The organism is Catenulispora pinisilvae, assembly GCF_015356865.1.
Taxonomy (GTDB): Bacteria; Actinomycetota; Actinomycetes; order Streptomycetales; family Catenulisporaceae; genus Catenulispora; species Catenulispora pinisilvae.
Genome location: NZ_JAAFZA010000017.1, coordinates 62,809 through 77,849, shown reverse-complemented (window position 1 = coordinate 77,849; position 15,041 = coordinate 62,809). Strand labels below are relative to the sequence as shown.

General features: G+C 69.7%; 10 protein-coding genes and 2 pseudogenes. 8 read left to right on the top strand and 4 right to left on the bottom strand.

Features of this window, described 5'->3' with window-relative positions; translation table 11 throughout:
- Together IZR01_RS07405 and IZR01_RS53020 are read left to right on the top strand one after the other, a co-directional pair.
- Positions 1-486, top strand: a pseudogene (locus IZR01_RS07405) (hypothetical protein); the annotation flags it as partial.
- A gap of 56 nt (positions 487-542) precedes the next feature.
- Complete coding sequence (locus IZR01_RS53020; protein WP_194923374.1) at positions 543-1,415, top strand: winged helix-turn-helix transcriptional regulator; 873 nt, start codon at positions 543-545, stop codon at positions 1,413-1,415.
- A 158-nt stretch (positions 1,416-1,573) separates the two neighbouring features.
- On the opposite strand, the gene IZR01_RS07395 is transcribed toward IZR01_RS53020, so the two are convergent.
- Both IZR01_RS07395 and IZR01_RS07390 read right to left on the bottom strand, forming a co-directional pair.
- Positions 1,574-2,476, bottom strand: coding sequence for a PAC2 family protein (locus tag IZR01_RS07395; RefSeq protein WP_194923373.1), 903 nt, complete (start codon positions 2,474-2,476; stop codon positions 1,574-1,576).
- Between the two features lie 273 nt (positions 2,477-2,749).
- Complete coding sequence (locus IZR01_RS07390) at positions 2,750-3,418, bottom strand: NADPH-dependent F420 reductase (protein WP_194923372.1); 669 nt, start codon at positions 3,416-3,418, stop codon at positions 2,750-2,752.
- A 67-nt stretch (positions 3,419-3,485) separates the two neighbouring features.
- Here IZR01_RS07390 and IZR01_RS07385 point away from each other — a divergent pair.
- The 6 genes and pseudogenes from IZR01_RS07385 to IZR01_RS07360 all read left to right on the top strand — a co-directional run.
- Positions 3,486-3,851 (top strand): annotated as a pseudogene (locus tag IZR01_RS07385) (winged helix-turn-helix transcriptional regulator); the annotation flags it as partial.
- Between the two features lie 158 nt (positions 3,852-4,009).
- Positions 4,010-4,555, top strand: a complete 546-nt coding sequence (locus tag IZR01_RS07380) for an EF-hand domain-containing protein (protein WP_194923370.1) — start codon at positions 4,010-4,012, stop codon at positions 4,553-4,555.
- Between the two features lie 185 nt (positions 4,556-4,740).
- Positions 4,741-5,691 carry a LysR family transcriptional regulator gene (locus tag IZR01_RS07375; RefSeq protein WP_194897406.1) on the top strand — a complete coding sequence of 317 codons (951 nt, stop codon included), beginning with the start codon at positions 4,741-4,743 and terminating at the stop codon, positions 5,689-5,691.
- A gap of 85 nt (positions 5,692-5,776) precedes the next feature.
- The gene (locus IZR01_RS07370; RefSeq protein ID WP_194923369.1) at positions 5,777-6,796 is read left to right on the top strand and encodes an amidohydrolase family protein; all 1,020 of its coding nucleotides are present in this window, start codon (positions 5,777-5,779) and stop codon (positions 6,794-6,796) included.
- Between the two features lie 193 nt (positions 6,797-6,989).
- Positions 6,990-8,453: an ATP-binding protein gene (locus IZR01_RS07365; protein WP_323746937.1), complete on the top strand. Its 1,464-nt coding sequence runs from the start codon at positions 6,990-6,992 to the stop codon at positions 8,451-8,453.
- An 82-nt stretch (positions 8,454-8,535) separates the two neighbouring features.
- A complete protein-coding gene (locus IZR01_RS07360; RefSeq protein ID WP_194897403.1) occupies positions 8,536-9,015 on the top strand; it encodes a heme-degrading domain-containing protein in 480 nt (159 codons plus the stop codon).
- Between the two features lie 20 nt (positions 9,016-9,035).
- On the opposite strand, the gene IZR01_RS07355 is transcribed toward IZR01_RS07360, so the two are convergent.
- Entirely contained in the window at positions 9,036-10,340 is a 1,305-nt protein-coding gene (locus tag IZR01_RS07355; RefSeq protein ID WP_194923367.1) for an outer membrane protein assembly factor BamB family protein, read from the bottom strand.
- 218 nt (positions 10,341-10,558) lie between these two features.
- On the bottom strand, positions 10,559-14,653 hold the full coding sequence (locus IZR01_RS07350; RefSeq protein ID WP_438939690.1) for a carboxypeptidase regulatory-like domain-containing protein: 4,095 nt from the start codon (positions 14,651-14,653) through the stop codon (positions 10,559-10,561).
- Between the last annotated feature and the right edge of the window lie 388 nt (positions 14,654-15,041).

Below are 15,041 nucleotides of genomic sequence, written 5' to 3'. Positions count from 1 at the left end.
GGAGCGGCCGCGGTGCGGGTGGTGGTGTTGGCGGGAGCGGCCGCGGTGCGGGTGGTGGTGCTGGCGGGCGCGGGCGCGGCGGGGGCGATGGTGTTGGCGGAAGCGGCTGCGGCAGGGCTGGTGCTCGCGGGAGCTGAAGCGGCGGCTTTGGGAATCGCGGCGGCGTCTTTGCCGATCGTTATGGGTTCGACGGCCGAGCTGGTGTCGCCGACCCGTGCTGTCTCCGGTGCCGTCTTCGCGGCAGTGTTGTCGCTGGCGGCCGATGTCGCATGGGCGGCTTTCGCTTCTACTTCTATTTCTGCTTCTGCTTTGGCCCCGGGCGCGGCGGCCGAGGTGTCGCGGCCGAATGGTGCTGCATCCGGGCCCGCGGCGTTGCCGCCGGCCGATGTTGCTTCTGCGGTCGTGGTGCTGTCGGCAGTCAAGAGCGTCCTCCCCAAGTCGGTCCGGCTGATCGATCCTCAGCCGGCCCCCAGTCAGTCCCCCTAGTCAGTTCCCATTCTGAACCAACTAAGTTCCCAATGTGAACCGACTATACTGGCCCGGTGAAGTACACCCGCATCGCCGACACCGACTGCTCCATCGCGCAGGCCCTCGATGTGGTCGGCGACTGGTGGACCCTGCTGGTCGTCCGTGACGTCGCCGGGGGCCGCAACCGGTTCTCGGACCTGGTCGCGGAGCTGGGCGTCAGTCGCAAGGTGCTGACCGAGCGGCTGGCGATGCTCGTTGAGCGCGGGGTGTTGGAGCGGCTTCAGTACTCTGATCGGCCGCCGCGTTTCGAGTACCACCTCACCGATGCCGGCCGTGGCCTGCTCCCGGTGCTGGTCGCGTTGCAGAATTGGGGCGCGCAGCACGTCATGGGCGACGGCACGCTCACCGCCACCTCCGAGCCCGCCTCGGCCGAGGCCCGCCGGGTGCACGGCCTGGTCGGCAGCGGTATTCCGGCCCTGAGGCTCCCTGCCGCCGACGGCACGGCGACCGATCCGGTGTCCGGCACGGCCAAGTGGACCGTCCTCTACACGTTCCCCGGCTCGCCCGCCGTCGACCCGGCCCTGGCCCCCGGCTGGTCTGATGTCCCCGGCGGCCCCGGCTGCACGCTCGAAGCGCGCACCTTCCGCGACCGCCTGTCCGAATTCGACGCGGCCGACGCGGCGGTGGTCGGCGTCTGCACCCAGCGCCCCGCGCAGTTGGCGCGGTTCGCCGAGTTGGAGAACCTGCCGTTCCCGCTGCTGTCCGACCAGGAGCTCCAGCTCACCACCGCGCTCCGGATGCCCTCGTTCCGGGCCGCCGGCGCCGACCGGCTCAAGCGCGCGACGCTGATCGTGGACGCGTCCCGCACCATCCGCGGCACGCTCTACCCGGTGCCGGACCCGGCGGCGTCGGTCGACGAGGCGCTGCGTATCGTCACAGGGCTCTGATAGACAACATGCCGCTGGACGGCTCACCGCCACACAACACACCGCGGCCGGCTCAGGAAATCTGAGCCGGCCGCAGCGTTTTCCACCTGTGTTGACCTCTAGCCTTACCTCTAGCCTTAGGGCCGGCTTTACGTCTGCCCCAAGCCCCAGCGCTGGCCCTACCCCTCCTCAGACCCCCGCCGCCGCTCCTGCCGCCGCAGGTATCGCTCGAATTCCCGCGCGATCGCCTCGCCGCTGGCCTCCGGCAGATCGGCGGCGTCCTCGTTGTCGCGCTGTTCCTCCAGCGTGCGCACGTACTCGCCGACCTCGGCGTCGTTCTCCGCCAGCTCGTCGACCCCGGCCTCCCAGGCCTGCGCCTCCTCGGCCAGCCGCTTCGTCGGCACCGACAGGTCCAGCACGTCCTCCAGCCGCCGCAGCAACGCCAGCGTCGCCTTCGGCACCGGCGGGTGCGCCACGTAGTGCGGCACGGCCGCCCAGAACGACATCAGCGGGATCCCCGCGAAGTGGCACGCTTCCTGGAACACGCCGGTGATGCCCACCGGCCCCTCATACGTCGGCGGCTCCACGTCGAACAACGCCTGGTACGCCTCGTCGGAACTGGTGCCGGTCACCAGCGTCGGCCGGGTGTGCGGCACGTCGGCCAGGTACGCGCCCAGCGTGATGACCTGTCCCACGCCCAGATCCCGCGCCAGCCCCAGTATCTCCTCGCAGAACGAACGCCAGCGCATGTTCGGCTCCACGCCGTGCACCAGCACCAGGTCCCGGGGCTCCTCGTGCGCGTCCCCGGGCAGCAGCCGCGCCGGCGCCCGCACGATCGAGAACCGCGTGGTCGGCCAGATCACCTGCCGCCGGTCCTCCACGGCGGCCACCATGGGCCGGTGCACCTGGTAGTCGTAGTAGTCCTCACCGTCCAGCGCCGCGAACACCCGCCCGCCCCCGGCATAGGCCTCGGCCAGGTGCTTCACCGCGTTCGACGCCGCCTCGCCGGCGTCGTTCCATCCCTCGAAGGCCGCCACCATCACCGGGTCGGCCAGTTCCGGAATCCCGTCGAGCTCGATCATCGACCTGGCCTTTCGCCTCGTGCGAACCTGTGGTCCGGGCCGTCCGGCCCGCCGTTCCGCATCCCGTCCGGGCTGAGGTCATCTCTGGTCAGTATGGTCGCCCCCTCAAGCCGATGTCGCACCGCTCGGCGGGCTGGCCGCAGGTGGTTCTCCAGTACGCAGTGCACGCCTCAAGCCTACTGGGCTTCGACTTTCGGGGGCTGCCTGGAGCGGGCCGGGGCTGGTTGGCGGGGGCTCGGGCGGGCTGTTGGGGGCCGCGGCGGATCGGTCCGGCTAGGGGATGCGCGGGATCGCGGAGTTGGGATCGGTGCCGCCGAAGGCCAGCCCGATGACGAAGCCCGCGACCTCTTCGAGCTGACGGGCGCGATCCAGCGTGCCCAGCACGGTCGGCGCCGCACCGACGTCGCGGACGAGTCGGCTGACGACGTCCAGGGCCGCGGGATCGTCGCCGCACATGGGCACCGTGACGGCGGATTTGCCGTCTGCGGGCAAGGCGGACGATGCGGACTGTTGCGGCTGCGGTTGCGGCTGCCATTGCTCAGCGGGGAAGAGATTGAACGCCTTGACGACGTGCGCCCCCGGAGCCAGCTCGGCAATCCGCCGCGCCATCGAACCGCCGTCAGCAGTGAGCATTGTCCCGACGCCATGCTCGACGGCGTTCGTGGGATCGATCAACGGCGTTCCCGCCAGCGTGCCTTCAGGCGCCCCCGATGCTTGCAGCATGTCCTCCACACCGCCCCAGGACACGGCGAGCAGCACCGCATCACGCCCGGCGACGACGTGTCGCGGGGCGACGGCCTGGGTTCCATGGCCCAGCCGATCGGCCAGCGCCCGCGCCTTCTCCGGCGATCGCCCGCCGATCGCGATTTCGTGCCCGGCGTGTGTCCACGCCTCGCCCAACATCGCCGCGAGTGTTCCCGTCCCAATGATCCCAATGTGCATCGTGTCACTGTAGGCAAGGCGTTACGCACCGATCGGTGCGTAACGGGCGCGCGATAATGGCCACGTCATGAGCGATCACGAAGACCACAGCGGCGAATTGGTTGTCGACTGTCAGGTGCGCGCGGGGACTGATCTCGTTGCGCACACATGGGATCCCGTCGTGCTGGTCGCTCTTCGGCCGGGAGCGCGCCGACGCCGCGAACTGCGGGCGGCGATCGGTGGCATCAGCGACAAGGTGCTGACCGAGACGTTGCATCGCTTGCTGGCCAACGGATTGATCGAACGACGCGCGCATGCCGAGGCGCCGCCCCGCGTCGAGTACGCGCTGACCGCGTTGGGGCAGAGCCTGGTCGAAGGTCCGCTGGCGGCCCTGGGCCGCTGGACGCTTGAGCACAGCGCCGAACTCCTCGAAGCCCAGGAGAGCGCGGCACGGGAGAACGAGGCACGGGAGAACGAGGCACGGGAGAAATCGGAAGCCGAGCGCGCGGAAGCCGAGCGCGCGGCACGCGACCAACCGCCGACTCTCACTCGATAGCGGGGTTTGCCCCGGGAACATCCCCGTCATACCCACCGCGCCGTCACCATGGGCCCATGGCGAGCGAATTCCAGCGGCGCAAGGTCGCGGCCGTCTTCACCGCGATGGACACGGACCGCCGGGGGCATCTCATCGAGGCCGACTTCGACGCGCTGGCAGCGCGCTGGACCGTCCTGCGCGGCCTCGAACCCGGCACCGACGACCACGAGCGGCTGCGAGCGATCATGCTCGGCTGGTGGTCGTCGCTCAGCGCGGCGGCGGCGGACGCCGAGCACGTCACCCTGGACGACGTCCTCACCGTCGTCGACGTCCTGCCGACGATGCTCGACGCGGTGAGCGTGACCGCGGACGCCATGTTCGAGGCCATCGATGAGAACCGGGACAGCCACATCTCCCGCGCCGAGTACCGCCGGCTCATCGAGGCCTGGAACGGCCGCCCGACCGATACCGACGAGATCTTCGCCCGCCTCGACCTCGACGGCGACGGCCATATCTCCCAGCAGGAGTTCCGCTCGCTGTGGACCCAGTTCTGGGTCGGCGACGATGCCGCTGCGCCCGGGACGTGGGTGTTCGGCCGCCTCGCCGAGGAAGAGTCGGCCTGACACCGACCCGACACCGACCCGACACCACCGAATACTGACATCAGGCGCCAGGCGCCAGGCGCCAGGCACCAGGCACCAGGCATCAGGCGCCAGGCATCAGGCATCAGGCTCGCGGCTCGCGGCTCGCGAACTGCACCCCCGCTCACCGTAAGTTAGTGTCCCGGTGATGATCGGAGGTGGCCGCGATGCCCCATGAGCAGCTCCACCGGCTCGACCTGAACCTGCTGCTCGCGTTCGAGGCGCTGATGGCCGAGCGGAGCGTCACCAGAGCGGCGGAGCGGATGTCGGTCGGGCAGCCGGCGATGAGCGCGTCCTTGGCCCGGTTGCGTTCGTTCTTCGGCGATCCGCTGCTGGTCCGCGATGGCCGGTCGCTGGTGCCGACGCCGCGCGCCGTGGAGTTGACGGCCGCGCTCCAGGAGGCTTTGGACCTGATCGACTCCGCGGTGCTGGCCAGTCGGGGCTTCGATCCGCGCACGGCCCGACGGACCTTCACGCTCATGGCGAGCGACTATGTGCTGCTGTTCCTGCTGGGGCCGTTGGTCGCGGAGTTGGAGGCCGAGGCGCCGAATCTGCGGCTGCTCATTCGGCCGGTCGCGGTGGACTACGCCGAGCAGCTGAGCCGGCCCGGGCTGGATCTGCTGATCCTTCCGGAGGAGTCGGCGGAGTTGCAGGTCAGCTCGGCACGGCTGTTCACCGATCACTTGATGTGCGCAGTCGACGCGCGGCATCCGGAGGTCGGGGAGCGGCTGACGGAGGAACAGTTCCGGACGTTGCCGTTGGTCTCCTACAGTGCCGGTTTCGCGGACCCGATCATCGAGCGCCGGTTCCGCCGGCAGGGCGTGGAGCGCGTGCCCGCGATCGGGACGCAGAATCTTGTCATCCAACCGCTGGTGTTGGCCGGAACGCGCATGATGGCGGTGGTTCCGGAACGGCTCGGGCGGTATTTCGGCAGTCAGGCTCCCATCCGCCTTCTAGAGCCCCCGCAGCCCTTTGAGCCTTTGCATCTGGCGATGTATTGGCAGCCTCGGGCCAATAGCGATCCGGGGCATCGGTGGCTGCGCGAACGGGTTCTCCGGGCCGCGGCGGCTTTGGACGGCGTGGCAGGAATCGATGCCATCAATGGCAGACATCAATAAGAGTAGCTAATTGCTTTGATCCTCCCGAGATTACGCTGCAAAGGAAGCAGCTCACGCGGCCGCGTATTCTGACCGGGAGGCCACCATGACCACAGAATCCGAATCCGGCAATAGCCTTCTGGCTTCGACTACCCCTGTGGTGGACTACCAGGTCCACTGGTACCCGCCCTCCGTCGTCGAACGGCTCGTCGGCCGGACCGCCTACCCGCGGGCCGAGCGCGGTCCGGACGGCGACTACGTCCTGTGGCTCGACGAGAACCGCAGCCAGCCGCTGATGAACCGCCTCATGGCGGACTTCGACAGCCACCTGGCGCACGCCGCCGCGGCCGGGGTCGACGTCCTGGTGCTCGGCCCGGCCACCCTGGCCGAGGTCTTCCACCTCCCGGCCGACGAGGCCGCCGAACTGCTCGACCGCGTCCACGTCGAGTACGCGCGGGTGCAGCGCGAGCACCCCGACCACGTGGTGGCCCTGGCCGCCCTGCCCATGCAGGACCCGGCCCTGGCGCTCAAGGTGCTCGACCACGCGATCGGCGAGCTGGACCTGCGCGGCGTCTCGCAGCAGACCACCATTGACGAGCGACGTCCACTGGTCACCGAGGACACGATCCCCGTGTTCGCCCGCATCGCGGAGTTGGGCGTCCCGCTGGTCCTGCACCCCGGCTTCCGGTCCGCCACCGGCATCGGCACCCGCGATCTGCGCGAGGACGCCGGGCTGTCCTGGGTGTATCAGACCTCGCTGACGGCGCTCCGGCTGATCGACTCGGGTCTGCTGGATGTCGTGCCCGACCTCGTCGTCGTCCATCCGCATCTCGGCGGGGTGCTGCCCTACATCGCCGAGCGCATCGAACTGCTCGGCGGCAGCAAGGCCGAACACCGGATCGAGCACTACCTCCGGACCAACTTCTACGTCGACACCGCCGCGGGCAACCCGGGCGCGCTCCGGCTCGCCATCGAGACCTATGGCATCGACCGAGTGGTCTTCGCCAGCGACTACCCGTTCTATGAGCAGGACGCGACGCGTCGGCAGGTGGAGGGTGCTGTGGGGGCGCAGGCTGCTCAGCAGATCTATGCCAACGTTGTTCCGGGCTTGCGGCTGGGGCGCTAGCAGGGATAGCGGGGACAGCGGCTGCTGGCTGTCGCGGTACCCGCCCGAGTGCGCGCGGCTGAGATCGTTCCTCACCCTCCTCACGGTCGCATCTCAGCCGTCTCTCAGCGGGACGCCCCAGGCTCTGCGCATGGCAAGGGATGGGGGTTGGGTGAGCCGGCGGTCGTTCAGATCACGGATCACCCTTCTGGTTGTGGCGGCGGTCGGGTTGTCGGTGGCGCTGTGCGCGTTGATCAGCTATCTGGCCATCAGTCGGACGATCATGAATCGGATGGACCACGAGCTGGAGCAGCGCGCCACCGTCTTCACTGCTTCGCCGCTCCAGATGTTCGACCCGAGTACGCTCAATCAGGACCAGAACCGGGAGATGCTGGCGGTCTCCGGCTACCAGGAGTCGCTGGTCTATGCCGATGGCACCGCGGATCAGCCGCTGAACCTTCAGCTGCGCCAGCGGGGGCAGGTTCTGGCCACCTATCAGGTGTCGGCGCCTTTCGGGCCGCCGGAGGTCGCTGTGGCCGACGGGCAGAGCGGCAAGTCGCTGAGGACCGTCAACTACAACGGTGTCGACTACCGTGTCTACGCCATCTTCAACTCCTTCCCCGATGCCTCCGATGGCTCCGCGGGGGTGTCCCCGGGGGCGTCCCCCGGCGGATCCACGGCGAGCTCCCAACCCTCGGCGTTGGTCTTCTCGACGTCGCTGGCCCCGACCGAATCGGTCCTGAGCACCATCGCCACCATCTCGATCGTCGTGGGGCTGCTCGGCATCGGGCTCGCGACCTTCGCCGGGCTGGCGATCGGACGCGCGGCGCTGCGGCCGGTGGTGCGGCTCTCGCAGGCGACCGAGTACATCGCCCGCACCGGGGACCTCGCGCCGCTGCCGGTCAACGGGGATGACGAGATCGCGCACCTGACCCGCAACTTCAACACGATGCTTGAGGCGCTGGCCCGATCGCGGGAGCACCAGAAGCGCCTCGTCGCCGACGCCGGGCACGAACTCCGCACTCCGCTCACCTCCATCCGCACCAACCTCGACCTGCTGGCCCAGGTCGCGGCCGCGCCGCCGGGTGACCGTCGGCTGCCCGCGGAGGAACGCGTCGCGCTCCTGAATGACGTGCGCGCGCAGATGGAAGAGCTCTCGATCCTCATCTCAGACCTCGTCGAGCTCTCCCGGGACGACCAGCCCGCGCACACCATCGAGCAGCTGGACCTGGTCAACGTCGTCGAGCGGGCCGCGGAACGGGTGCAGCGCCGGGCGCTCGGCGGCGTCAGGTACGACTTCCGGCTCCAGCACTGGTACCTCAAGGGCGACGCCACCGCGCTGGAACGCATGGTGACCAACCTGCTGGACAACGCGACGAAGTTCTCCCCGGCCGCCGGCGCGGTCACCGTCACCCTGACCGACGGCATGCTCCAGGTGGCCGACCAGGGACCGGGCATCGCCGAGGAAGACCTCACGCACGTCTTCGAGCGCTTCTACCGCTCCCCGGAGGCCCGCTCCACCCCGGGCTCGGGCCTCGGCCTGGCCATCGTGCAGCACATCGCCACCAACCACGGCGGCCGGGTCGAGGCGGCCCGCGCGCCCGGTGGCGGGGCGCTGCTCAGCGTGTGGCTGCCGGGCAGCCCGGCGCGCGTGGGGGAGAAGGTCGGTGCTTCGTGAGGGGTGTCGGGTGTTCGGCCACCCGCGGATCTCGGCGGGGTGTCGGTTGACTGTTTGTCAACAGCGTTGATTAACTCGCCCTGTGAGCGACGAACCCACCACGAGCGACGAACTGCTCGCCCAAGAGGAACAGCTGGTCTTCCCGACCTTCACCCACGACGACGCCTGGGCCCTGGGCTCGCTGCTGGTCCAGCTGGCCCGCGAGCGCGAGCTGCCGGTCGCCGTCGACATCCACCGAGGCGACCAGCAGCTGTTCCACCACGCCCGGCCCGGCACCAGCCCGGACAACGGCTTCTGGATCGAGCGCAAGAACAACGTCGTCCGGCGCTTCGGCCACAGCTCGCTGCTGGTCGGGCAGCGCCATCGCGATCGCGGGACCACGTTCGAGGAGTCGACCCGGCTGCCGCTGGACACGTATGCGGCGCACGGCGGTGCCTTTCCCGTCACGGTCGCCGGTGTCGGCGTCATCGGGACCGTCACCGTGTCCGGGCTGCCGCAGGTGGAGGATCACAACCTGGTCGTCGAGGCGCTGCGCCGCTTCCTCGGCGCCGGCGAGCGCTGATTCACCGGCCGACTCCGGGCTCAGCTCAGGTGGTACACGGCGAGCTGGTCGTTCCCGGGCATGGCGTAGTTTGAGATGCCGATGAGGTAGTCGCCCACGAGCAGAATGGTGCCGTTCGACTCCTGAGTCTTGGTATCGATGGCCGTTTCGGGTGCCGCGGCCCCCGAGGAAGCGGCCAGGGTCGTGATCGCGAACGTGCCGTGCTCCTTGTCCCAGTACGCGACGACGGCGCCGGCGCTCGTGGCCCCGACCACTCCTCGGAACGTCTCCGTCTTGCTCATCGGCACGGTCCATAGTGCGTTCCCGTTGCTGAGGTCGATCGCGGTGACTTCGTTGAAATCGAGATCGTCTGTCGAGGTGGGGACGTAGAACGTGTTGCCATAGACGGCCGTCGCCGCCGCCTGTAGGCCGAGCTGCCCGAGGGCGTCGTTCGACGCCTTCACCGTGCTGAGGGAAGAGGAGCCTGGGCGCGCGAAGAGAAGCGATGGGTTGTGTTCGCTCGCATTGCACACCGTCAGCAGTTCGCCTCCGGCCTGGAGCACCGTGGGCTCGTTGCAGGTGATCGGCAGGTTCATCGCGGTGGCTGCCGCAGCCGAGGCGGCGTCGCGCTTCCAGACCTGGTTACCGCCACGGTCGCAAACCCCAGTGGTCCCGTAGTACACGTCAGTGCCCACTATCACCGCACTGTCGATGTCGCAGCCGAGGTCGGGCTCGTCGCGCTGGTCGGTGTTCCAGACGGACCGGCCGGTGGACAGGTCGATGTCGACGACGTTGTACGGCCCGTAGGGTGCCACCAGGTAGGAGCCCTGGATAGACAGGTCGGCCGGCCTATCGGAGAGGTTCTCGGGGCCGGAGGGGGCGAGGTTGAAGGGAGCGGACCAGATCGGCTTGCCGGTGGTCAGGTCGAGGACCTGGAGGTTCCCGCAGTTGTCCCGGGTGCCGTAGATGAAGGCGCCGCGAGGGCTCGAAGCCGTCTGGCCTATGCGGCAGATCGTCTGGCCGGCCGGCACCGACCAGCTCCAGTCCTGCCTGCCGCTGGCGACCTCGTAGGCGGTCAAGGCGTTGGACGTGACCACGACGAGATCGTTTCCGCTGGCCCAGCTCCCGACGATCGTGGCTCCGAGCGAGGCCTTGCTCCAGGCCGGGGCGGCGCTGCGGCCCGTGCTCGGCCCGCCGGCGTTCACGTCTATCTTCGTGCTCTTGCTCTCCGCGCTGAACTCGGCCGACACGAGTACGACGAGTACGACGAGCGCGACGACGCCGGCCCCGATCCCGCCGAAGACCGCCGCCTTGCGCTTGCCGCTCACGCCCTGCGTGTCATCCAACTGTGGAGGCTGTTCGGGTATCTCAGGATCCGCCATTGGGTGTCTGGCCCCTTTCCGTTGCTATGGCCTTCGTCGATGGACGGTAGCCATACGGGGCGAGGACCGGTCCTCAGAGAGCTGATTCGCGCCGGTGCGGGCGCGAACCGGGGGCGGAACCGACGCATCCGCGTGATCCCGCCCCCGACCGCCGCACCGGGCCGTCAGCCCGGTGCGGGTGCTCAGTCCTTCAACAGCACGAACTTCACCGTGCTCGTCGCCCCCTTCTTGATCGTCACCGTCTGCACCTGCGGCTGGTAGCCGTCCTTGGCCGCGATCACCGTCAACGGGTTGTTGCGGTAGTCCAGCCAGAGTCCGTAGTTGCCGTTGATGTCGGTGTGCAGGGTGTAGTGGGCGGTCCAGGTGTCGATCTGGATCGTGGCCCCGGCCAACGGGACCAGGGCGCCGCTGGCGTCCGTGTACTCCGCGACGCCGGCGAGCTTGCCCCAGGTCGCCGGCGGCTTCACCGTCATGGTGATGGGCAGCGCGGTCAGCGGGTAGGGCGTGTCGGAGGCCAGGCTCAGGCTGGCGGTGTAGCCGCCGGGCTGGGTGATCGAGGGGTCGCTGGCGTCCGCGGTGATCTGGAAGGTCCCCGAGGCGCCGGGGGCGAGCGTGACGGTCGTCGCGCTCTCGGACAGCCATGGCACGTCGGTGCTGGGGCCGACGTTGTAGCCGGGCAGTACCTGCGTTGTCGCCAGCGGCGGGGTCAGGGTTCCCTGGCCGCCGCCGACCGTGTAGAAGCCCAGCGCGCCGCCGAAGCGGTAGGCGCTGACGTTGGAGTTCGGCAGTGCCGCCCAGGAGTCGGCGGCCGGGTCGTAGGCCCAGGCCTGGTTGGTCAGGCCGGCGGTGAGTACGCCGCCGGTGACCACCAGTTTGCCGTTGGCACCGGTGCCGGCCGCGCCCCAGAACGCGGTGGGCGCGGAGGCCCCCTTGGTCCAGGAGTTGGCCGCCGGGTCGTAGATGTAGGTGCTCTGGCTGGCCGCGGTCGCCGAGGTGCCGCCGGCGCAGACCAGCTTGTTCAGCACGTCGGCGCAGGACAGCCAGGCCGTGGACTCCGGGTACGCGGCCATCTTGGTCCACGTTCCGGCGCCGGCGTCGAACCCGTACACGTCGGTGGTGCCGCACGTGGTGGTGCAGCCGCCGACGACGTACAGCGTGGAGCCGACAACTGCGCTACCGGCGCCCGCGTACGGAGCCGGGGAAGCCGGGCCGGTGGTCCACTGGTTGGAAGCCGGGTCGTAGACCTCCATCTTCGGGTCGGGGTTGCCGTCGGTGGCCCATCCGCCGACGACGTACAGCTTGCCGCCGATGAACCCGTGCGCCGGGGATTCGCGGGTGTCGGTCGCCGAGGCCAGCGCCGTCCAGGCACCGGCGGTCGGATCGAAGGAGTAGAGCTTGTTGGAGTCGGCGGTGCCGTCGAAGCCGAACCCGGAGTAGAGCTTGCCACCGGAGAAGTCGGCGATGTTGTCCTGGATCAGCGACGGGAAGTTCGCCAGCGGCTGCCAGCTGTCACCGGACGTCGAGGCGTTGGGGTGCACCGCCTTGGCGCCCAGCTGCTTGGCAGCGATCAGCGCGCTGCCGGTGGTGACGTGCGCCGGCACGATCTGCGTCGGTGCCGCCGGCACGTTCTGCATCACGAACCCGCCCGGCTGCTCGCTGAGGTTCAGCGTGGCCGGTGCGGAGCCGGTGTTCTTCACTGTGACCGTCTGCGTGGCGTTCCCGCCCCACGGAATGGTCTTGGACATCGACCCCGGCGTCACCGTGAGCCGTCCGGCCTTGAGGGCGAAGTCCGCCTCGACGACCTTGGACGCCGCCACGGTCGCGGTCGCGGAACCGCTGGTGTAGTGCCCCTTGGCCGCGTTCAGCGGGACCGAACCGGTGGTCGGGGAGAAGAACCAGTAGAACGCGCCCTTGATCGCCGGGTCGGTACCGGTCGCCGACGTGCCGCCGACGGTCGGCGCCGCGGTCTCCGACACGCTCACGCCGGCCAGCGGCGCCTTGGTGTTGGCGTCGGTGACCTGGCCGACCACCAGTCCGCCGGGGACCGGGTTGCAGGTCTGCACGCCCAGCAGGACGTTGTCGACCTCCCAGAAGTAGGCCCAGCTGCCGGTGTAGTGGAACCGGACCTGCACCTGGGTCTTGCCCACGGCCTGCGGCAAGGGGATCCGCACGGTCGAGCCGTTCACCGCGGCGGTGGTCTGCGACCACACCGCGGACCAGGTGGTGCCGCCGTCCACACTGACCTCGGCGGTCGCGGTGGAGGTGCCGAACGGCTTGTAGTACGTCGCGAAGTCCAGCTCCGGCGAGGCGATCCCGGTGAAGTCGGCGACCGGCGAGGTCAGGTACGTGTCCTGCGACTTGCCGCTGCCCAGGTGGTCGCTGTCGATGATGGCGAACCCGCCGGTGCCGGTGGTGAGGTTGCCCCGGTTGCCCGGGTCGTCGAACTCCCAGCCGCCGTTGCTGGTGGCGCTGTTCGTGACGGTCCAGCCGGTCGGGGCGGCGGTGCCGTCGAACGTCTGGAACTGGCCGTTGTGCCCGGCCTGGTATCCGGCTGCGGTGCAGGCCGAGGCGTCCACGTTCACCGAGATCGGCTGGGACACCGCCGACACGCCCACGGCCACCGAGGTGTCAGTGCTCTGATAGCCGGGGTAGGCGGCCGCGGTGTGCAGCTGGTAGGTCTTGTCCACCGGCAGCTGGATCGTGTACGCGCCGGTCTTCGGGTTCGTGTACACCGGTCCGCCCGGCATGCCGTCGACCGTGATCGTCGCGTACAGCGGCCAGCCCTGGCCGGAGCCGTCGGTGACCTTGCCGGTCACCGCCACCCGGGCCACGGCCGCGAGCGTGAAGTTCTCCGCGACGGTCGCGCCGTCGGCGACCACGACACCGGTCACCGACTGGTCGGCGTAGCCGAAGTCGCTGACACCGACCGTGTAGGTACCGGGTGTCACGGTCAGCTTGTAGCTGCCGTCCGCGGCGGTGGTGGCGCTGGTCGCCCCCACGGAGACCTTGGCTCCGGCCACCGGGCCGGCGCTGTCGGTGACCTTGCCGGCGACCACGCCGTGCGGACCGCTGGTGAACGCGGCCAGGCCGTTGGGCGTGCCCAGGCCGGTCGGGCCGTCGTAGCCGACCCCCGCGGTGCACAGGTAGCTCGGGGTGCAGGTGGCCGTCGAACCCTGGGTCACGTCGTTGAGCGCCGAGGGGTTCGCGTAGGGGTAGGAGTTGGGGTAGGTCCCGGCGGACGGCGCGCCGGCGTCCGCGTAGACCCCGGCGACCAGCGGCGTGGAGGCGCTGGTGCCGCCGTAGACCTGCCAGCCGGCGGCCTGGTACGTGTCGTAGACCGACACGCCGGTGGCCGGGTCGGCGACCGCGGACACGTCCGCGACCGTGCGATTGGCGCAGCCGGTGTCCTGCTGGAAGCTCGGCTTGGGCTCGTACATCGAGCACCCCGAGCCCGGCCCGCCGTAGGAGTTGGACCACACCGACTCCGACCAGCCGCGGGCGCTGGAGTCCTTGGTCAGCGAGGTGCCGCCGACCGAGGTGACGTACTGCGAGGCGGCCGGGTAGGCCACGCCGTAGCCGCCGTCACCGGTGCTGGCGAGCACCGCCACGCCCGGGTGGTTGTAGTACGGGTCCATCGACGTGGTCTCCGACGGGTCCTCACCGCTGCCGGGGGTCGAGGTGTAGTTGGAGCCGTAGGAGTTGGAGACGTAGCCGGCCCCGAGCGCGACCGCCTCGTCGACCGCCGCACCCAGGTCGCTGAACGACGGGGTGTTGCCCTCGACCAGGATGATGTGCGCCTGCGGCGCGGTCGCGCTGACCATGTCCAGGTCCAGCGAGATCTCCCCGGACCATCCGGAGTCCGGGGTCGGGTAGGTGGTGCCGCCGGTCTGGTCGACCTTCTTGAAGCAGCCGTTGGCGGTGGTGCACGCCGGCAGCCCGAACTGGGTCCGGTACAGTGCCAGGTCGCTCTCGGCGTTCGGGTCGTCGTAGGCGTCGACGATGGCGATGGTCGCCCCGGCCCCGCCGCCGGCCGGCAGGTTGTAGGCGCTGAGCAGGTCCGACGGTCCGTACCCGGCGGGCGTGGTGCCGGCCTGGGTCAGCCCGTTGGCACCGGCTATGTCAGTGCGCTGCAACGCGAAGCAGGTGAAGGCGCCCTTGCCGGCCGGCGGGCAGAGCGCCCGCGCGTTCGGCTTGGCGCCGCTGAGGGATCCGGGCTCGGCGGCACCGGTCGACGGGGTTTTGCCGGCCTGGCTGGTTCCGCCTGCGGCCGGGTGGATGGCGGCCGAGACGGTGCTTCTGGCGTCGGTATGACCGGCGTCGGCGGCGGCGCTGCCGACTCCCGTCGTTAAAGCGAGTGCGGCGGCGAGGGCGATGACCTTGCCCAAGCGTTGCGGAAGGGGAATGCGCACTTACGGCTCCTTGGTGGCCGGAGGCTGCCATTCCGCGGCGCCGCTAGGCACGGCGCCACGTTTGCGCTGTGCCCTAGCAGAGGTCAGGATGTCCTGAGGTCAGGTTGTCCTGAGGTCCCGATGTCCCGATGTCAGCAGTCTGATCAGACTGTGAAGATGAGTGTGACCCAGGGTAAAGGTTGTGTCCATACCCCCCGAATCAGCGATGTCCTCGGTTTGCGCGGGCGAGGTCGGCATATGCGCTTGAGTCGCTCAC

Bases quoted from the DNA above. Each gene is read 5' to 3' on its own strand.
- IZR01_RS07395 (WP_194923373.1), bottom strand. From the start codon at position 2,476: ATGATCGAGCTCGACGGGATTCCGGAACTGGCCGACCCGGTGATGGTG.
- IZR01_RS07390 (WP_194923372.1), bottom strand. From the start codon at position 3,418: ATGCACATTGGGATCATTGGGACGGGAACACTCGCGGCGATGTTGGGC.
- IZR01_RS07380 (WP_194923370.1), top strand. From the start codon at position 4,010: ATGGCGAGCGAATTCCAGCGGCGCAAGGTCGCGGCCGTCTTCACCGCG.
- IZR01_RS07375 (WP_194897406.1), top strand. From the start codon at position 4,741: ATGCCCCATGAGCAGCTCCACCGGCTCGACCTGAACCTGCTGCTCGCG.
- IZR01_RS07370 (WP_194923369.1), top strand. From the start codon at position 5,777: ATGACCACAGAATCCGAATCCGGCAATAGCCTTCTGGCTTCGACTACC.